The following is a 19,596-nucleotide window of genomic DNA, read 5'->3' on the forward strand; positions in this document are numbered from 1 at the left end:
CCCCTATAAATATCTGTAAAATGACAAAACATTCTATTTAATTCCACCTTAAACTACATTTATAATACATGTTACAAAAATGAAATCATGATCTTAATTGCCGAAAGTGGATCAACCAAAACTGACTGGGTTCTTCTCAGCAAAAAAGGTGTAACCAAACGCCAACAAACGTTAGGAATCAACCCCTTTCATCAAAACATAAGCTCAATAATTAATAACATTAGCTCACTGGATGGTTTTCATGCCGTAAATCAAGTGTTCTTTTACGGAGCTGGCTGTGCAATCGACAATACAAAACAAAAAGTGAAAAATGCTTTATTGCAAGTATTTCCAGATGCTAGTTGTGAGATAAACAGCGATATACTGGCTGCAGCAAGATCTCTATGTGGTGTTCAAAAAGGCATCGCTTGTATTATTGGTACCGGCTCAAATTCATGCCTATACAATGGGGAAAGCATAGAACACAATGTGCGCCCACTCGGCTACATTCTGGGAGATGAAGGCAGTGGAGCCGTTATGGGGAAAAAATTAATTGCAGATTTATTAAAAGGAATAGCACCTGAAGAAATCAAAAGCGCGTTTTATCAAAAATACGATTTAAAATATGCGGAGATCATACACAAAATATACAGTGAAGAAGCTCCAAGTAGGTTTCTGGCACAGTTTACGATCTTTCTTTCTGAGCAGATCAGTAATCCGTATGTATCTGAATTGATACAAGAAAGTTTTATCGAATTTTTCGAACGCAATATCAAACAATACGAAAACTGTTCAGAATTACCAATACATTTCACAGGTAGTATTGCATATTATTTTAAAGATCAACTCCAGCAAGCAGCAATAGAAAAAGGTTTAACTCTTGGAAAAATCCTAAAAAGTCCATTAGAAGGATTAATTCAATTCCATTCAGAAAATTAAAAAGCATCAAATGAATAAAAAATCAACAAACAGAGTAACAGAATCACCATCCAATTTTTCTGATTTGGAGCAAATGTCAGTTGCTGAATTATTAAACGGCATCAACCAGGAAGATGCTTTGGTACATTTAGCTGTTCAGAAGGCAATCCCTGAAATTGAGAAATTTGTATGTCAGCTTATAGAACAAATTAATGCAGGTGGACGACTTTTCTATTTGGGAGCAGGGACTAGTGGAAGACTTGGTGTTTTAGATGCTTCAGAATTACCACCTACATTTGGCGTACCAGATAATATTGTAATTGGATTAATAGCTGGCGGAGAAAAAGCATTAAGAAATGCTGTGGAGGCTGCCGAAGATGATCCGGAAAAAGCATGGAAGGAATTACAGGAATACGAAATCAATAAAAATGACTCCGTTTTAGGTATTGCAGCCTCAGGAACAACTCCCTACGTTATTGGTGGAGTAAAAAAAGCAAGAGAAAATGGCTTGCTAACTGCTTGTATTACTTGTAATCCGGAAGCACCGGTTTCTAAGGAAGCTGAAATTGTTATGGAAGCCGTTGTTGGACCAGAATTCGTTACTGGCAGTACAAGGCTAAAAGCAGGCACAGCTCAAAAAATGATTTTAAACATGATTACGACCAGTCTGATGATAAAATTAGGAAGGGTAAAAGGAAATCGGATGGTAAATATGCAGCTGACAAATAAGAAATTGATTGAAAGAGGAACCAGAATGATTATGGATGAATTGAAATTAGAACAATCAAAAGCGAAGGCTTTGCTCCTAAAGTATGGGTCAGTTCAAAAAGCCATAGAGGCATACCGCTAAATGAATGCAATAAAAAAGCGACGATTGAGGTTCTCTCAATCGTCGCTTTTTTATATCTCAACAAATCTTATTTTTTCAAATATTGCGTATAAACTTCTAATGTACGCTCTATCTGCACTACCATTTCCTGAAATGCCTTTTCTCCATCTTGCTGCCTAATAGATTCTAATATTGCCCTATGCGCCTTCACCGTAAAATCTTTTTCTCCATCGACATTCGCATATATTAAATTTCGCATTCGAGGCAAAAGGGAATAAATTGGTTCCATGGTAATTATCACAATAGGATTTCCTGTTGCCTTAGCCACGTTCAAGTGAAATTTATTGATAATATCAGCCTCCATTTGAGTATTATCCGGATCGCAATCAGCAAGATCTGAAATATTACGATTTAATATTTCCAAGTCTGCATCAGTTCTATTATTTGCTGCCATTCGGGCAATTTCAGGCTCAAAAACCCGTCGAACTTCAATGATTTGCGAAATCAAACCACTATCAAAACTTAAATCGTAGTATAAGTTTAAAGATTCGATAGCATCTTCAATTTTCAATTCGCTAACGTACATTCCGCTACCCTTCTTGATTTGAATCAATCCTCTGGCACTTAGTCTACGTAAAGCTTCACGCAAAGCGGTACGGCTAACCGCAAACATCTCACACAATTCACGTTCCGAAGGAAGTTTCGCACCTATTAATAATTTTTTTTGTCGGATAGCCTCTTCAATCCTACGCTCAATTTTTTGACTAAGCGTTTGTGCTGTTCCAATTTTTCCAAATATTTCGTCCATGTAGTACAAATTTACTTCAACCTGTATGATCTCTTATAATTCTTCAATGATTAAAAGAATACCAACTCTACTTCAGGTTAAATCCAAAATTTAATAATGCTGATTCACATCAAAGTTTTAAAACAACTAAATTAAAGGTTTATAAGAACATAAACCCAAACTAGCATAATCCGGCAAGAAATATAACAATTACTTTCGAATAGATCACAAAGTTATCATACCAAAATAGGAATTCCAATTAAAAAGGGTATCCTTTCAAGAATACCCTTTATTTAAAATGCTACCATTTATTTTTTCAATAAATCTGCATAATGCTTATAGAATAGCGGAATAGTATTGATTCCATTGAAAAATTGCTCTAAGGGATAATTCTCGTTAGGAGAATGAATCGCATCACTTTCCAAACCAAATCCCATCAAAACAGATTTAATCCCTAATATTTCTTCAAAGGACGAAATGATTGGAATACTTCCACCACTTCTAACCGGAACAGGACGCTTTCCGTAAACTTCCGTATAAGCTTTTTCAGCTGCTATATATGCAGGAACGTCAATAGGGCAAACATAGCCTTGTCCACCATGCAATGGAGTTACTTTAACTTTAACGCAATCCGGAGCAATTGCTTCGAAATGATCTTTAAAAAGCACGGATATTTTCTCCCAGTTCTGGTTCGGTACCAATCGAGTGGATATTTTTGCAAATGCCTGAGAAGGTAGTACGGTTTTCGCTCCCTCTCCAATGTATCCACCCCAAATACCACAAATATCAAAAGACGGGCGAATACCTGTGTGTTCAGAAGGAGTATATCCTTTTTCCCCAGCTAATTCCTTCACATCGATTGCTTTTTTATACTCCTCTACATCAAAAGGAGCTTCAGCCATCATCACTCTTTCCTCTGTCGTAACTTCGATAACATCATCGTAAAAACCAGGAATGGTAATATGCCCGTCCTCATCCACCATTTGAGTAATCATTTTAGCCAAAACATTAATTGGATTAGCGACAGCACCACCAAATAAACCAGAATGAAGATCACGATTAGGTCCTGTAACTTCCACCTCCCAATACATTAGTCCACGCAATCCAGTAGTAATAGATGGTATATCCGGTGCAATCATTCCTGTATCAGAAACCAGAATAACATCCGCTTTTAACATTTCTTTATGATCTTCACAAAATTTGGGAAGGTTTGGAGAACCGACTTCTTCCTCTCCTTCAATCATAAATTTCACATTACATGGCAAACAATTATTTTTTACCATGTACTCAAATGCTTTTGCATGCATAAAAGATTGTCCTTTGTCATCATCAGCACCACGAGCCCATATTTTACCATCTTTAATTATCGGTTCAAAAGGATTTGTGTCCCAAAGATCAATTGGATCTACTGGCATAACATCCATGTGACCATAAACCATTACTGTTGGTAGCTTTGTGTCAATAATCTTCTCCCCATAAATAACCGGATTACCTTCTGTTTCAAAAATCTCCGCTTTATCTACACCGGCATTAAGCATCAACTGTTTCCAGTATTCAGCAGCTTTGTACATGTCAGGTTTATGATCCGCAATAGAACTTATTGACGGAATTCGGATCAAACCAAATAGTTCTTCCAGAAACCGTTCTTTATTTTCTTCGATATATGTTTTAATATTATCCATAGTATGTGTTTATTATATTTAAATATTCGGAGGATAAATATACAATAGATCAGTTAATAATATTGTTACGAATCAAGATAAATTTGGAAGAAGCTACAAATCATGTTATTCTAATCAGGACAAAAAAAACAGCAACTTTAAAAGTCACTGTTATTTCATTGAATTTATAAATAAATCTTCAGTCCTATCTAGCCTTCATAATCTCCCCGATATGCTCGGCTGCATATTTTAATTCATTATACCAATCTTCCCCGTATTTTCGTATCAATGGCTCTTTCAGAAACACATACACAGGGGTTCCATTTTTAAATCCAAATTCCCGAGCAGCTTTACAGATATCCCACTTGTTGTAATTTACAGCATCAAATTCTGGAAATTTATCAATACGAATTGGATATAATTGGCAAGAAATTGGTTTCCTAAAAGTGATTTTCCCATCAGAAAATGCTTTTTCAATACCACACTGTGCAACTCCATTTTCAAAAACAGTATAAACGCATTCCTTACCATTAATAATAGGAGTCACTAAATCTCCATCGGAATCAATTACTGTTGTACCTTGTTTTTCAATCTCCTCAATACCCTTATCGGCTAGGTAGCCTTTTATTTCCGGATAAATATCCTCAATAATTTGCTTCTCCTCCTCCTCTAATGGAGCACCAGAATCACCTTCCACACAACAAGCTCCACAACATTTTGAAATGTCGCAAATAAACTTTTTCTCAATCACATCGAGACTAATAATTGCTTTTCCTATTTGTAACACGTATCTAAAATTTATTTCTGTTTCGAATACTCATAAAAAAATCCGTACTATCGCGCAAAGATAGTACGGAAACTCCTATTTTCAGTTACAATCTTTATTTTATCAAAGATTTTCCAGTCATATCTGTAGGTTGTTCTATCCCCATGATATCCAGCAAAGTTGGAGCAACATCGGCAAGAATACCATTCTCCAGCTGTTTAGGATTTTCAGTCACCCAAATACATGGAACAGGATTTAAAGAGTGAGCAGTATTAGGAGAACCATCAGGATTAACCGCATAATCAGCATTTCCATGATCTGCAATAATGATCACATCATATCCATTTGCTTTAGCGGCTTCCACGACTTGTTCCACACACTTATCTACTGCTTTCACTGCCTTTGAAATTGCCTCATAAACACCGGTATGTCCAACCATATCCCCATTTGCGAAGTTCAAACAAACAAAATCAGCCGATTGAGCATTTAGCTCAGCAGTAATTTTATCAGCAACAATCGGTGCAGACATTTCAGGTTGTAAATCGTAGGTTGCCACTTTTGGAGATGGCACCATCAAACGTCTTTCGCCTTCAAATTCAGCTTCCCTGCCACCAGAGAAAAAGAAAGTAACATGAGCATATTTTTCTGTTTCGGCGATACGAATTTGTTTTTTTCCTGCATTTGCAACCACCTCGCCCATTGTGTTTTGAACGTTATCTTTATCATAGATTACATTCACATCTTTAAAGTTGGCATTATAACAAGTCATGGTGTACCATTCAACATCCATGATATGCATTCCGAATTCTGCTTTATTCTCCTGAGAAAATACAATAGTTAATTCACGCAAACGATCGGTTCTGAAATTGAAACAAATAACAACATCCCCTTCTTCAATTTTCGCAAGAGGGCTGCCATTCTCATCTACAACAACGATAGGTTTAATGAACTCATCGGTTACTCCTTCCGCATAAGATTCTTCAATCGAAGAAAGAATATTAGTACTTGCTTTTCCTTCTCCTTTAGTATAAAGATCGTAAGCTAATTTAATTCGATCCCAGTTGGTATCACGATCCATTCCATAATAACGTCCCACTAATGATGCAAATTTTGCACTTCCCTTACTCTCAATATCTTCAACAACAGTTTTCACAAAACCCAAACCAGATTTAGGATCTGTATCCCGTCCATCGGTTAAACCATGAACAAAAACGTCCTTTAGTCCAAATGCCTTTGCTGCATCACACAGAGCCAATGCATGAGAACTAAGAGAGTGAACTCCTCCATCGCCAATCAAACCAATCAAATGAACCTTTTTATTATTCTCTTTTGCATAGGTAAATGCCTTCACCACTTGCTCATTATCTTTGATGGAACCGTCCTTAACTGCATTGTTTATTTTCACTAAATCCTGATAAACTACACGACCGGCACCAATATTTAAGTGACCAACTTCAGAGTTTCCCATTTGTCCATCAGGTAAACCAACAAAACCACCAGCTGCTTGCAACTGTGAATTGGGATAGGTTGCTAGTAAACTATCTATATAAGGTGTAGCTACTGTAGATATCACATCTGATTTTGATTTATCACCAATTCCCCATCCATCAAGGATCATTAATAAAGCTTTTCTATTATCTGTCATTTTAAAGTATTTTATATCTTAAATTCTGAAATACGCGTTCTTTGTCTTGCAAAAATATCGTATTAATTCAAATAAAAAAATTACTTAGAGGATTGAATGTCTTTATTTTAAAGCGAAAACGTTTGCTCTTCCCAAAAAGTTCTTTCTTTAACATTTTTAAACAATTCGGAGCCAAATTAAAAATCAATCACAAAAAAAGAGGAGAAACAAAACAGTTTCTCCTCTTTGGGTGGTACCACCTGGAATCGAACCAGGGACACATGGATTTTCAGTCCATTGCTCTACCAACTGAGCTATGGTACCAGTTGGTGCTACAAAAATAGAGAAAAATAAATCTTCACAAAATTATTTAAAGCGACTCCATTTGAGGATTTAAAGCATTTCCTCCCAAAGCAATTCAGAATCAATTTTTTCCAGTTCTATTTAGATTTATTTTAAATATATCCCGTCTAATTCCTGTGCAATAGAAACCTATTAACTACGTTCCTTATAATTGAGGTATAATTTTTGTTAGTTCTAAAGTCACAAACCTATTAAACAAACAACTACATGTATAAATCTGTCTGGACCTTACTCAGAAGAAACATTTTTCTTCCATTAATTGCACTTCTGACTCTCCTGTCATGCAATAACAACAACAATGAATTCCCTAGAACAGAAAATAATTCGAACATTTTCGAAACAATTGACAAAACCATGCAGGAGTGGTATTTGTGGAATGATCAACTTCCCGCTATCAATTCAAATAATTACAATTCAGCCAATGCCTATTTTGAAAACTTATTAGTTAGTCAGGATCGCTGGAGTTTTATTGCCGATCTGGATGACCTTCTTGCCTTTTTTGAGAATGGAACCTACACAGGATATGGTCTATCCTTTAAATTTGATCAGAACAATGATTTGAGAGTGAAACTTATATTTGATGCCTCGCCAATAGCAAACGAAGGTATTACCAGAGGCTGGAAACTAGTTAAAATAAACCAACTTACTATATCCAACTTAAGCGACAATCAAATATTAAGTGAACTAGGAAAACCAAATGCAGACTTTGTCTTTGAAAATAATTCAGGAGAACAAAAAGAAGTTATAGCCTCTCAGCAAGAACTTGACCAAAACACCGTATTAAAACGAGAAGTAATTGATTACGAAGGAATAAAAGTGGCTTATCTTGCTTTTGATAGTTTCCTTGGACGATCCGAAGAAGAACTGAATGAAGCATTCACCTATTTCAAAGATCAAAATGCATCAGAATTAGTTTTGGATCTAAGATATAATGGTGGAGGCAGCACCTATATCGCTAATCAGCTGGCTTCATTAATCACAGGTAATCAATACGAAGGAGAAATATTCTCGAAAGTTTTCCACAATGAATCGAAGCGATCGGAAGATTTCAGCGAAGCTTTTGAAAATCAACCTGCCGCATTCGGATTTCAACGAGTATTTATAATAACAACTTCTTCTACAGCTTCTGCCAGCGAAATGGTAATTAATGGATTGAAACCATATTTAGGAAAAGAAAATGTTATTTTAATCGGAAGCACTACTCATGGCAAACCAGTAGGTATGTACGTTTTCGAAGAAAAGGATTTAAATTTAGCGATCGTTCCCATCAGTTTTTCGATTACCAATGCCAATGACGAAGGGGGCTATTTTGATGGCATTCCTGTTGATTATGAAATAGTGGATGATATTAGTCGTGATTTTGGCAATATAGAAGAATCAAATTTCAGGAGCGCTCTGGAATTTATTAAAACTCAGAACTTTCCGGTTATCGCTACGGCAAAATCCATTTCAACATCCGAACGAGAATTTAAGAAAAAAGGTTTGGATGAACTGATTGATGCATTTTAAATACGAACATATAAGAAGCAACAAAGGGAAAAACGTAATGTTTTTCCCTTTGTTTGTGGTACCACCTGGAATCGAACCAGGGACACATGGATTTTCAGTCCATTGCTCTACCAACTGAGCTATGGTACCCTCTAAATAAAACTCAAAAAAGAAAGATTGTGGTACCACCTGGAATCGAACCAGGGACACATGGATTTTCAGTCCATTGCTCTACCAACTGAGCTATGGTACCCTCTTTACTTGAGCGATGCAAAAGTACGTAAAAAATTTACACCTCCAAATAAAACCAATGAAATTAGAAGTGAAATTTTCAACGGATTATAAAGTTCTTGTTACCTTTGCAGCCTAATAAAAAAGCATATGGTATTCGAAACGCACACATTATCAAATGGTATCCGATTAATTCATCGTCCGGTGAAGGCAAAAGTAGCCCATTGTGGAATTATTTTGAATACTGGTTCCCGTGATGAGAAAGAGGAGGAATGGGGTATCGCTCACTTTATTGAACATGTTGTTTTCAAAGGAACCTCCAAGAGAAAAGCATATCATATTTTAAGCCGCATGGAAGATGTTGGTGGAGAATTAAATGCCTATACCACGAAAGAAGAAACATGTGTTTATTCTACGTTTTTAGATAAAGATTACAAGAGAGCATTGGAATTAATAAGTGATATTACCTTTAATTCTGTCTTTCCCGAAAAGGAACTGGAAAAGGAGAAAGAAATCGTTCTGGACGAGATTAATTCCTATAAAGATTCCCCTTCAGAGCTAATATTTGATGATTTTGAAGAATTAATTTTCAAGCAGGATCCTATCGGAAGAAATATCTTAGGAACTCCGAAACACATCAAAGCATTCAAAAGGGACGATATTTTAAATTTTATTCAGAACAATTACCATACAGATCAAATGGTAATTAGCTCGGTTGGAAACATCGAATTTAAAAAGCTGGTTAAAATTGTCGAAAAATATTTTGGTCATATTCCCGAAAATATCCGCACAAATAAACGTGTTAAACCAAATTCTTATATTCCCCGAACACAGACTTTAATAAAAAAAACCTATCAACGTCATTGCATCTTGGGTAATATCGCCTACGATTTAAATGATGACAGGAGAATTCCTTTATCGCTACTAACAAATATTTTAGGTGGACCTGGAATGAATTCCCGATTAAATTTAACGCTCCGGGAAAAACACGGCTTGGCATATAATATAGAATCCAACTACACACCTTACGCCGATACTGGTGTGTTTAGCATTTATTTCGGTACCGATAAGGAATATCTGGATAGATGTTTGAGTTTAATCTACAAGGAAATGAATTTGCTTTGTACCAAAAAATTGGGAGCCGGACAATTAAGACGTGCGAAGAACCAAATGATTGGACAAATAGCCATCTCTTCGGAGAATAACGAAAATCTAATGCTTAATGTTGGGAAGAGCTTCCTTCTATATAATCGTGTAGATTCCTTAAAGGAAATTTATGAAAAGGTAGAGATCATTACCGCAGAAGAGCTTATGGAGGTTGCCAATGAGATTCTGAATAAAGAACGTTTAACTACGCTGATGTACAAATAAGTCATGTTGGAAATTAATAAAGAACTAGAAGATTACATTCTCTCCCATACCGAAAAGGAAGATCAACTGCTAACAAATTTATCACGCGAAACGCATGTAAAAATGCTACGCCCCAGAATGCTTTCGGGACACCTGCAAGGAAAATTTCTTAAGATGATTTGCCAGATGTTGCAAGCAAAACGAGTTCTGGAAATTGGGACTTACACCGGATATGCAGCAATAAGCATGGCAATGGGAACAGAAGAATCTTGCAAAATACACACCATAGATTGCAATGATGAACTGGAACAATTCACGCGGAAGTTTATCAAAAGGGCCGGCTTTGAAAAGAAAATACATTTCCATATCGGTAAAGCACTTGAGATAATACCTAAAATTGAAGAAACATTTGACCTGATTTTTATAGATGCCGACAAGCGTCAGTACATCGATTATTTTGAGGCAGTTTATCCTAAACTAAGACAAGGTGGTTTTATCGTTGCCGATGATGTTTTATGGGATGGAAAAGTATTAAAGGATATAGATTCCAACGACAAACAAACCCAGGGGATTCTTGCATTTAACGATTTCATCCAAAAAGAGGAACGAGTGGAGAACGTACTGTTACCTATTCGGCATGGCTTGATGATGATCCGGAAAAAATAAACTAACTCCCTGAATTATTTAATCATTGCTCCTTAAGGGGTACGATTTTGGTTAAAATGCTTGCTCCCAGATTAATTTGCCCTCTCTTTTGAACCACTTTCCATCCTCTTTTAGAAAGTTCTTTTTCAATGGATCTGTTCAGCATACCATGAGCAAGCAAAACAGCAGTTTCCTCAACATTCGCTACCTTAATTAAATTATCCACTGCAAAGCGAGCCCGTTGCTTTGCCTGCTTATAACTTTCAATTCCCTTGTGATTAAAACCCAATAACCAGCTACCTCTACTAAAAGCCTGCCAAATACCTAAAGGAAGTTTTAAAATGCTATTGGCCTCAATTATCCGTATCTCAAATTCTCTAAATACAGTATCCGAAACTACCGGATATTTATCTCCAAATATAGCCAGAGCAGTCTCCTGAGCCCGACGTAGGTTAGAACAATAAATAATATGATTTGCTTTTAAATTCACTTTAACCAAACAGGGATCGAATGGAGTAATTGAAACCGAATTATAATCGTGAATATATTGTTGAGCTTCCGATGAGGTATAAAAAGACTCCTTTTTCAAATTAGGCTTTGCGTGCCTTATCAGATAAATCTGTAACATCCTTTTCCCATTCGCATTCAGTTTGCTCTGCAAGCATGAATCCACTTCATTCACATAAGTAGTATCACTTTTATTTTGTGGCGATTTACGAGTATTTGAAAGGGAATAATAATCTTTCGCACAGCAAAAACTGGTAAACACAAAACAAAAAACAAAAAGACTTAAAGTTATAGAAATAAGTTTTCTCAATATCAGTACTATTTGATTAGATAAAAGCCAGATCAAAATTAACATTTTATCCGATGAAAAAATAATATCTTTGCCACGTTAAAAATCGATTGGAAAATAAACATGGAAACAAAAAAATTAACACAATTCAGTCCTGGAGCAGGATGCGGATGCAAGATATCACCTAAAGATTTGGAATGTATTTTAAAAAGCACCAGACCAATTGTTCCCAATCCTAAGCTAATTGTTGGAAACGATACCAAAGATGATGCTGCGGTTTATGATCTGGGAAACGGACAAGCTTTAATCAGCACCACTGATTTTTTTACTCCAATTGTAGATGATCCATATGATTTTGGACGAATTGCTGCAACCAATGCCATTAGCGACATATATGCGATGGGAGGCAAACCAATAATGGCACTCGCCATATTAGCTTGGCCGTTAGAGAAACTTTCCACAGAAATTGCTCAAAAAGTAGTGGAAGGTGCCAGAGATGTTTGCGCTGATGCCGGCATCCAATTGGCAGGAGGTCATTCTATAGATATTTCTGATCCTGTTTTTGGTCTTTCGGTAAACGGAATTGTTGCTACCAACAGAATTAAACAAAACAATACCGCAAGTCCCAACTGCACGCTATTTCTTACAAAACCATTAGGTATCGGAGTGTTAACTACTGCCGAAAAAAAGAAATTGATTGCTCACGAAAACAATCAGCTTGCCGTTGATTTAATGTGTACACTCAACAAGGTGGGTGAAATATTTGGGCAGCAAGACTATATCAAATCCATGACGGATGTTACAGGTTTTGGTTTATTAGGTCATTTAAGTGAGATCTGTGAAGGTAGTCAGGTTAATGCAGAAATTGATTTTAAGGCAGTACCAAAAATTGACGGTGTGGAAGAATTGATCCAGCAAAAATGTACTCCTGGAGGTACCAGAAGAAATTGGGCTTCCTATGGTCACCTAATTGGCGACATTACCGAAGATCAAAAGGCTTTACTATGCGATCCGCAAACCAGTGGCGGACTTTTGGTTGCGGTTGATGACAATCACATCAACAAATTTCTTGAATTGGCAAAGTCACAGGGATTCCATTTAAATCCTATCGGAAAATTAGTAAAACGCAATACCGAAGATGAAGCTTACATTAACATCAAATAAAAAATTGTAATGCACAAAAATACACTAATTCAGGTCACCCAAAATGGGATGGGAAATGGAGATGAAGAACTAGGCTTAAAGCTAATCACCAACTATTTTAAACTATTGGATGCTGATGGAAGATTGCCTAAAATAATCGTTTTTTATAATGGTGGAATAAAACTAATTTGCGAAGATTCTCCTGCACTGGAAGCATTGCAAAATCTGGAACTAAAAGGAGTGCGCATGTTAGCTTGTAAAACCTGTTTAGATTTCTTCGGCTTAATCGATAAAGCAAAAGTAGGAGTCGTTGGAAGCATGCCCGACATTATTACCTTACAAGCTGGAGCAGATAAAATCATTAACCTTTAAGAGAGATAGATTTATATCAAATATGTATCCCTGGGAATTGAACTTCCCGGGGATTTTTTTTGATATAAATTCTTTTATTTATTACTACATAGGAATCGATTAATAAGAAAGCTTTATATTTAATACTTTAACATCTGATAATTTTAATTTGAAGCAATTACTTATATATCTATTACTTGTTCTCTTCTCTATTAAAAGTTTTGAAGTAGTGATTATCATGCTTCAATTCAAACTCAATCAGAAATTTTACCTTGAAATATGCGAAAATAAAGACAAGCCGGAAATGCATTGCAATGGTAAATGTCATTTAAAAAAGCAGATATTGGAACACGAAAAAAAAGAATCCACCAACGAAAAGGTGCTGAGTGAAAAAGAACCTCTCCTATATTTATTCACGACTAAGAATTATTACAAGCCTCCGTTCTACCAAAAGCCAAGACTACTAAAACTGCTTTCGCCACAATTTCATCCCCCAATATTCTATTTCGATATTTTTCATCCCCCAAGGAAATTAAACCTATAACATAAACTTGTTTATTTCAATCGAACAGCAAATTGTATCAAAAGAGTGGTTACGCCAACTTCTAATTACAATTCTGACTGCTGAAACAAACGAACTATGCTCAATTAAAGGATGAAAAAATATTTTCTCAGTGCTAGTGGAAAATACCACACTTCATAAAACAGAAAGACAGAAAGACAGAATGCCATATCGGAAAAAGAAACCGATTTGTCAGACATCTTTTTAAGATATGGCAATACTAACCATATAGTTTTCAATTTCAACACACTCAAAATGAAAAATATATTATTAATCTTTTTCTTACTACTCGGAAACCTGCTATACGCCCAATATACCATACAATTACTTGACAAAGAAACAGAAAAGCCGATTGCTTATGTTCATTTTCTATATCAAGATCAAAAAGGAAGTAGCAGTTTAGATGGAAAATTCACCATTAAAATACAGGAAAAAGCTATTCTAAAAATATCACATGTTAATTACGGCAAAACTCAAATCGATAGTCAGGAGTTAGAAAGGGCCTTAGCAACAGGTATTCTCTACCTAAATAAAACATTTGTTTCCTTGATGCCTGCCACGGTGATAGCCAGAAAAAGAAACAAAAATACCAGCGAGATTATGGCGGTAGAAAATAGCGATAAATTATCACATGACGCAGGAGAATTTCTGGCTCAATCTGCCATGATAGGCGGTATTCGAAAAAGTGGTAGCTACGGCTTCGATCCCGTTTTACGAGGATTTAAATATGATCAGATCAGCATCATAATGGATAATGGACTGAGTGCTACAGCCGCTTGCCCCAACCGTATGGATCCGCCGGTAAGTCAAATCCCCATGAATATGGTAGATCGGGTTGAAATTCTAAAAGGCCCTTACTCTCTTCGTTTCGGAAATTCATTCGGAGGAAGTATTCATTTTAAATCCAAACCAACAGTCTTTTCCCCATCGCCCAAGGCATTTGGAAGGCTAAGTGGGAGTTACGAAAGCAATGGCAACATTTTTCGCAACGAAGCTTTAACAGGAACAACAGGTAAATTTTATAGCTTAGGTATTTATGGAGCTTACAGTAAGGGATCAGACTATAAAGATGGAGATGGAAATTTCATTAAATCGGAATTTAATCGCAGAAATATTGGTTGGAATAGTGTTCTCAAACTATCTCAATCTCAGCATCTAAAAATATCAGCGAATAATAATTTTGCCGAGAATGTTGATTTTCCTGCGCTCAATATGGATTTAAAAGAAGACAACACATGGCTTATCAGCATGGAGCATAAGATCAATTTTAGCCGATCCCAAATCGCTTCCATCACCACCTCAGCAAACGCCTCCTTTGTAGATCACGAAATGGATAATCTGAGAAAAGAATTAAATCCCAGGATGGTGAATGCTACTACCAAAGCAAAAACTAAAAACTTTGCACTTAGATCGGAGGCAGCATTTCAGTTTACAAACAGCACCCTATACACAGGTGTTGATTTTAAATCGGAACAAGCCAAAGGAACCCGATCGAGAGAACTACTTATGGGACCAAAAGCAGGAAACACGCTTCTCGACAATGTTTGGCAGGACAGTAAAATATCAAAAACCAGTATTTTTGGAGAATATCATTTCTCCTTGGAAGATTTATATTTTGTTAGCTCGGCACGTTTTGAATATAACGAAGCCAAAAGCAGAGATACTGCCAGTGAATTTATCAATGCAAATTCAAGCGCGGCTTCAAATCGATTGAATACTTCATTAAGCTTGGGATCAACCTACGATTTATCGAAACAAATCCGAATTGGTTTATGGCTGGGCAGAGCCGAAAGAAGTGGTAGCCTGACTGAACGATTCATCAATTTTTTACCTGTAGATGTTGATCCTTATGAGAGAATTGGCAACACAGATTTACATCCGGAAATCAATTATCAGGCCGATTTAAACCTGACCTGGAAAAGCCCCAAAAGCGAATTACTAATCAGCCTTTTCTCCTCCTACATAAATGACTATATCAGTTCAGTAATTCGTGAAGATCTAACTCCTCGCATGGCTACAGCACCCGGTGTAAAACAATACATCAACATAGATAAGGCTATAATGAGAGGTTTTGAGATCAATTTTAACCAAAAGCTCACTAATAATTTCTTTCATCGGATAAATATGGCATACACTTTTGGGAAGAACAAGGAAATCAACCAGGCTCTGCCAGAAATTCCTCCATTAGATTTACGATATACTATAGGAGCTTTGCTGATGAAGGCAAAATTGCAAATTGAGATTTTATTTCGTCACACTCTAAAGCAAAATAGAATAGCAAAAGATTATGGCGAAACAGTAAGTCCCGGATTTAGCTTATTCGATTTTAAAGCATCGTATGCTATTTCGGATCATGTGCAATGCAAAGCAGGAATTCGTAATATATTCGACAAAACCTATTACGAGCATCTTTCGCGCTCGGTAAAAGGGAGCGACAATTTATCTATTTACGCACCGGGCAGAACATTTTATGCCACTTTTGCCTTTAGCTTCTAAAATTTGTAATGTTGAGGTATGGCGATCCTACCTCAACATTTAGGTTTCCCTTCTATCAATTCCATCATTAACACTAAAGACAGACTCAGGAAGCTATAATCTTAGGATTCATATGACAAGAATACAAACACAAATAAATTACATATTTAGAACTACCACATATTTCAGCACATTTAGTTTTTGCCATGACAATGCCAAAACTTGAAAATCCGAAGGAGCTAAATTCTCCAACCTAAAATTTTATTAAAATCATATGCTTAGCAGTTGCAGTCAGCACGTCAATTAAAGAAAATACATTTAAGCAAATGCTTAAATAATGTTAAAACCTTCTCTTTACGAAACATTTAATGTATTTTAGCGTTTACTTAAACACGGAAATAATAAATACTGTATTATGAATAATCAAGTTTGTATTAGAGCACTAGCCGATATTGACCAAATCAATAATTGCAAAAGCAAGATAGCCTCAAAAGAGAATAGCATTTCGCAGCTTTCGCTTGTGTTGGGATTAGCCGGAAACAAAGTAAGACTAAGAATCCTCTATTTACTTTATGAAGAAAAAGAACTATGCGTCTGTGACTTAAGCGATATTCTAGACATGAATGTCTCCGCTATTTCGCAGCATCTACGGAAATTAAAAGAAGGAAATATTGTGGATGTTCGTAAAGAAGGACAGACCTATTTTTATTTTATCAAAAATGACTTCCTGCTTATCCTTGAATCATTTTTTAATATTATTAATTCAAAAAGTAAAATCTTAAAATCAGAAACAGTATGAAAACAAAATCGAACAAAGCCTTAGTCGGCTCCGGAATTATCACCGCTATTGCTGCATCCCTTTGCTGCATTACTCCGGTTTTAGCATTGATTGCCGGAACAAGTGGTATAGCATCATCCTTTTCGTGGATGGAACCTTTTCGTCCTTATTTAATGGGATTCACTATTTTGGTGTTGGGATTTGCCTGGTATCAAAAATTGAAACCCCGAACACTAGAGGAAATAGAATGTGCCTGCGAGAAAGACGAGAAGCCTTCCTTCTGGCAATCGAAAAAATTCCTTGGAATTATTACTGTTTTTGCAGCTCTAATGTTAGCATTTCCTTATTATTCACCTGTATTTTATCCAAAAAATAAACATGAAGTTATTACTGTAAATACTGCCGATATTCAAACTATCAAGCTTGATATTGAAGGCATGACCTGCGATGCCTGCGACAGCCATGTAGCCTATGCAGCACAGGAAGTGGATGGTGTTATCGAGGCTAAAGCCGATCATAAAACAGGTACTGCCGAAGTGAAATTCGATAAATCAAAAACTTCGGCAGAAACCATTATTCAATCAATAGACAAAACCTCTTACAAGGTGGTTGGTGAAAATTAGCATCAAAAAAAATTTATATTTCTAATTTAAGTATTTGCTAAAATAACAAAAGATGGAATTTACAGAATTTAAAATAAAAGGCATGACCTGTGACCATTGTGCGCAAACTATCACTAAAAAGTTTGAGGGCAAGGACGGTATTGTTTCAAATAACGTCAGTCACCAATCTGGTAATGGAATATTTGAATTCGACCCCGGCAAAATCAGCAAAGAAGAAATTGCTGAAATCATTAACAGTACAGGACATTATAAAGTGGTTGGGGAAATCCCTAAAAACAATATTGGGTCAAAACCCTTTGATTTAATTATAATAGGGGGTGGCTCGGCCGCATTTTCAGCAGCCATAAAAGCGGAAAGTTTAGGCTTGTCAACCTTAATGGTAAATGAGGGTTTAAATTTTGGCGGAACTTGTGTAAACGTAGGTTGTGTACCTTCAAAAAACCTAATCCGCGCCGGTGAAGCTGCCCATCATGCAAGACATTCCAACTTTACCGGTATCAAACCAAAGGGTGTTGATATTGATTTTACCCAGATTATTAAAGACAAGAAAAAATTAGTTGCTACCCTGCAGGAAAAGAAATACATAGATGTGGTAAGTGATTTTCAAAACCTTAAAATGGTAACAGGTTGGGCTGAGTTTGTTGATGATAAAACCATAATTGTCGGTGGAAAAGAGAAATATACGGCTCTTAAATTTTTAATTGCTACAGGATCGACAACACAAATCCCTAATATAAAGGGACTGTCTGATATAGATTATCTTACCAATGTTAGTTTATTCGATTTAGAAAAACAAGCAGAATCAATGATAGTGTTAGGTGGCGGGTATATAGCATTGGAAATTGCACAAGCTTATCAACGTTTAGGAACTAAAGTAACTCTATTACAACGTTCTGCCCATGTACTGTCAAGCCAATCGGAAGATATTGCTGAGGAACTTACCAGTCATCTTCGTAAAGAAGGTTTGACAATTCATACTGGTCTTCGTTTTATTGAAATAAAAAAAGATATCAATAAAATTAGTGTGCTAGCAGAACAAAACGGAGAAGAAAAATTATTCGAGGCTGAGAAAATTTTGATAGCCACTGGAATAAAACCTAATACTCAAAGATTAAAATTGGAAAATATTGGCTTACAATTAACCCCAAAAGGTGAGGTACAGGTGAATGAAAAAATGGAAACCAATTTGTCACATATTTTTGCAGCAGGAGACGTAACAAATACTCCTCCATTTGTTTATACAGCTGCAAATGAGGGTAACATAGCAATAGCAAATGCTTTTGAGGGAGAAGAAAAAAAGGTGGATTATTCTTCTTTACCATGGGTGGTTTTTACAGACCCACAAATAGCAGGTGCAGGCCTGGATGAGGCACAGGCAGAAGCTCAAAACATACCTTTTGATGTTTCTAAACTGGAATTAAAAAATATACCAAGAGCCATAGCAGCCAACGATACACGTGGTTTTATCAAACTCATCCGCAATACCAAATCTGATAAATTGATTGGTGCAAGAGTTGTAGCTCCTGAAGGGGGAGAATTAATTCAACAATTAAGTATGGCTATTAAATATGGCATAACCATTAAAGATCTGGCTGAATGTTTATATCCATACCTAACATTAGGCGAAGGGATAAAATTGACTGCTATCACATTTGGAAAAGATGTATCTAAATTAAGTTGCTGTGCAGTATAAAAGAAAATGTATCGATTTGCCCATCATTTATGCATTCAGCCTAATAAGAAGGAGCTGAATCTACCTCACTACATTCAGTTCTCATTTTACAAAACAGCCATATTCACATTAGTTTGTCGATTTATATTGAACATTAATTCATTCATCAGTTTAGGTAGATTTTTAGGTCACCAAGCCAAATTTTTAGGTAAGTTACCCCGATTTTTAGGTCGCGAAGTCCGGCGAGTAGGTCTGGAGACACAGCGAGTAGGTTCGGAGAGCCGACCCTTTAGTATTACTACCCCAATGAGTAGGTTCCGAAGCCCGATCTTTTACACCAAGTACCCCGACGAGTAGCTCGCCAAGTCATTTTTTTAGCTTACCGACCTAAGCGATCCCCTATAGGAAGCTAGTCGATGGACTAAGTTAGCCACTCGCCGCGCTTCGGGACCAGGAGCATGGTATTCATTCAGGTCTTTGTCAATCCATATCACCACCAGAAATCTATTAAAGAAGTACTTCGTCGAACTTAGGATAGGGATTTTACTCAGGGAG

16 protein-coding genes and 3 tRNA genes are annotated in these 19,596 nt (G+C 36.3%); 11 read left to right on the top strand and 8 right to left on the bottom strand.

Going from position 1 to position 19,596, the window contains the following annotated elements:
- Nucleotides 1-87 precede the first annotated feature (87 nt).
- Together DLK05_RS14725 and murQ are read left to right on the top strand one after the other, a co-directional pair.
- A complete protein-coding gene (locus tag DLK05_RS14725; protein ID WP_127344775.1) occupies nt 88-918 on the top strand; it encodes an ATPase in 831 nt (276 codons plus the stop codon).
- Between the two features lie 10 nt (nt 919-928).
- Nucleotides 929-1,747 carry an N-acetylmuramic acid 6-phosphate etherase gene (gene murQ / locus DLK05_RS14730; RefSeq protein WP_127344776.1) on the top strand — a complete coding sequence of 273 codons (819 nt, stop codon included), beginning with the start codon at nt 929-931 and terminating at the stop codon, nt 1,745-1,747.
- 67 nt (nt 1,748-1,814) lie between these two features.
- Here the strand turns inward: murQ and DLK05_RS14735 are convergent, their stop codons facing one another.
- The 5 genes from DLK05_RS14735 to DLK05_RS14755 form a co-directional block, all read right to left on the bottom strand.
- Nucleotides 1,815-2,534: a FadR/GntR family transcriptional regulator gene (locus DLK05_RS14735; RefSeq protein WP_127344777.1), complete on the bottom strand. Its 720-nt coding sequence runs from the start codon at nt 2,532-2,534 to the stop codon at nt 1,815-1,817.
- A gap of 287 nt (nt 2,535-2,821) precedes the next feature.
- Nucleotides 2,822-4,195: a dipeptidase gene (locus tag DLK05_RS14740; RefSeq protein WP_127344778.1), complete on the bottom strand. Its 1,374-nt coding sequence runs from the start codon at nt 4,193-4,195 to the stop codon at nt 2,822-2,824.
- Nucleotides 4,196-4,379: 184 nt separating this feature from the next.
- Nucleotides 4,380-4,961 (bottom strand): DUF3109 family protein, encoded by a 582-nt coding sequence (locus DLK05_RS14745; protein ID WP_127344779.1) that lies wholly within the window; start codon nt 4,959-4,961, stop codon nt 4,380-4,382.
- 94 nt (nt 4,962-5,055) lie between these two features.
- Nucleotides 5,056-6,585, bottom strand: a complete 1,530-nt coding sequence (gene gpmI / locus DLK05_RS14750) for a 2,3-bisphosphoglycerate-independent phosphoglycerate mutase (protein WP_127344780.1) — start codon at nt 6,583-6,585, stop codon at nt 5,056-5,058.
- Nucleotides 6,586-6,815: 230 nt separating this feature from the next.
- Nucleotides 6,816-6,888, bottom strand: a tRNA-Phe gene (locus tag DLK05_RS14755).
- Between the two features lie 246 nt (nt 6,889-7,134).
- Between DLK05_RS14755 and DLK05_RS14760 the strand changes: the two genes are divergently transcribed.
- Entirely contained in the window at nt 7,135-8,436 is a 1,302-nt protein-coding gene (locus DLK05_RS14760; protein ID WP_127344781.1) for a S41 family peptidase, read from the top strand.
- Nucleotides 8,437-8,492: 56 nt separating this feature from the next.
- Here DLK05_RS14760 and DLK05_RS14765 read toward each other — a convergent pair.
- Nucleotides 8,493-8,565, bottom strand: a tRNA-Phe gene (locus DLK05_RS14765).
- Nucleotides 8,566-8,595: 30 nt separating this feature from the next.
- A tRNA-Phe gene (locus tag DLK05_RS14770) sits at nt 8,596-8,668 on the bottom strand.
- 128 nt (nt 8,669-8,796) lie between these two features.
- Here DLK05_RS14770 and DLK05_RS14775 point away from each other — a divergent pair.
- Nucleotides 8,797-10,017 (top strand): M16 family metallopeptidase, encoded by a 1,221-nt coding sequence (locus tag DLK05_RS14775; RefSeq protein ID WP_127344782.1) that lies wholly within the window; start codon nt 8,797-8,799, stop codon nt 10,015-10,017.
- Nucleotides 10,018-10,023: 6 nt separating this feature from the next.
- Nucleotides 10,024-10,662 (top strand): O-methyltransferase, encoded by a 639-nt coding sequence (locus DLK05_RS14780; RefSeq protein ID WP_438830186.1) that lies wholly within the window; start codon nt 10,024-10,026, stop codon nt 10,660-10,662.
- 22 nt (nt 10,663-10,684) lie between these two features.
- Here DLK05_RS14780 and DLK05_RS14785 read toward each other — a convergent pair whose 3' ends face one another.
- Nucleotides 10,685-11,458: a histidine phosphatase family protein gene (locus tag DLK05_RS14785; RefSeq protein ID WP_209319900.1), complete on the bottom strand. Its 774-nt coding sequence runs from the start codon at nt 11,456-11,458 to the stop codon at nt 10,685-10,687.
- Nucleotides 11,459-11,560: 102 nt separating this feature from the next.
- Between DLK05_RS14785 and selD the strand changes: the two genes are divergently transcribed.
- The 6 genes from selD (at nt 11,561) to merA (ending at nt 19,062) form a co-directional block, all read left to right on the top strand.
- Nucleotides 11,561-12,601: a selenide, water dikinase SelD gene (selD, locus tag DLK05_RS14790; protein ID WP_127344785.1), complete on the top strand. Its 1,041-nt coding sequence runs from the start codon at nt 11,561-11,563 to the stop codon at nt 12,599-12,601.
- A gap of 9 nt (nt 12,602-12,610) precedes the next feature.
- Nucleotides 12,611-12,952, top strand: a complete 342-nt coding sequence (gene yedF, locus DLK05_RS14795; RefSeq protein ID WP_127344786.1) for a sulfurtransferase-like selenium metabolism protein YedF — start codon at nt 12,611-12,613, stop codon at nt 12,950-12,952.
- A 796-nt stretch (nt 12,953-13,748) separates the two neighbouring features.
- Nucleotides 13,749-15,989, top strand: coding sequence for a TonB-dependent receptor domain-containing protein (locus DLK05_RS14800; protein WP_127344787.1), 2,241 nt, complete (start codon nt 13,749-13,751; stop codon nt 15,987-15,989).
- Nucleotides 15,990-16,383: 394 nt separating this feature from the next.
- The gene (locus tag DLK05_RS14805) at nt 16,384-16,767 is read left to right on the top strand and encodes an ArsR/SmtB family transcription factor (protein WP_127344788.1); all 384 of its coding nucleotides are present in this window, start codon (nt 16,384-16,386) and stop codon (nt 16,765-16,767) included.
- Nucleotides 16,764-17,369 (top strand): mercuric transport protein MerTP, encoded by a 606-nt coding sequence (merTP, locus tag DLK05_RS14810; RefSeq protein WP_127344789.1) that lies wholly within the window; start codon nt 16,764-16,766, stop codon nt 17,367-17,369. Before DLK05_RS14805 ends, merTP begins: the two co-directional genes overlap by 4 nt.
- A gap of 52 nt (nt 17,370-17,421) precedes the next feature.
- Complete coding sequence (merA, locus tag DLK05_RS14815; RefSeq protein WP_209319901.1) at nt 17,422-19,062, top strand: mercury(II) reductase; 1,641 nt, start codon at nt 17,422-17,424, stop codon at nt 19,060-19,062.
- Nucleotides 19,063-19,596 lie beyond the last annotated feature (534 nt).

Origin of the sequence: Ancylomarina longa, from assembly GCF_003996985.1 — a bacterium.
Classification (GTDB): Bacteria; Bacteroidota; Bacteroidia; order Bacteroidales; family Marinifilaceae; genus Ancylomarina_A; species Ancylomarina_A longa.

Bases quoted from the DNA above. Each gene is read 5' to 3' on its own strand.
- DLK05_RS14725 (WP_127344775.1), top strand. From the start codon at position 88: ATGATCTTAATTGCCGAAAGTGGATCAACCAAAACTGACTGGGTTCTT.
- murQ (WP_127344776.1), top strand. From the start codon at position 929: ATGAATAAAAAATCAACAAACAGAGTAACAGAATCACCATCCAATTTT.
- DLK05_RS14735 (WP_127344777.1), bottom strand. From the start codon at position 2,534: ATGGACGAAATATTTGGAAAAATTGGAACAGCACAAACGCTTAGTCAA.
- DLK05_RS14740 (WP_127344778.1), bottom strand. From the start codon at position 4,195: ATGGATAATATTAAAACATATATCGAAGAAAATAAAGAACGGTTTCTG.
- gpmI (WP_127344780.1), bottom strand. From the start codon at position 6,585: ATGACAGATAATAGAAAAGCTTTATTAATGATCCTTGATGGATGGGGA.
- DLK05_RS14760 (WP_127344781.1), top strand. From the start codon at position 7,135: ATGTATAAATCTGTCTGGACCTTACTCAGAAGAAACATTTTTCTTCCA.
- DLK05_RS14775 (WP_127344782.1), top strand. From the start codon at position 8,797: ATGGTATTCGAAACGCACACATTATCAAATGGTATCCGATTAATTCAT.
- selD (WP_127344785.1), top strand. From the start codon at position 11,561: ATGGAAACAAAAAAATTAACACAATTCAGTCCTGGAGCAGGATGCGGA.
- yedF (WP_127344786.1), top strand. From the start codon at position 12,611: ATGCACAAAAATACACTAATTCAGGTCACCCAAAATGGGATGGGAAAT.
- DLK05_RS14800 (WP_127344787.1), top strand. From the start codon at position 13,749: ATGAAAAATATATTATTAATCTTTTTCTTACTACTCGGAAACCTGCTA.
- DLK05_RS14805 (WP_127344788.1), top strand. From the start codon at position 16,384: ATGAATAATCAAGTTTGTATTAGAGCACTAGCCGATATTGACCAAATC.
- merTP (WP_127344789.1), top strand. From the start codon at position 16,764: ATGAAAACAAAATCGAACAAAGCCTTAGTCGGCTCCGGAATTATCACC.
- merA (WP_209319901.1), top strand. From the start codon at position 17,422: ATGGAATTTACAGAATTTAAAATAAAAGGCATGACCTGTGACCATTGT.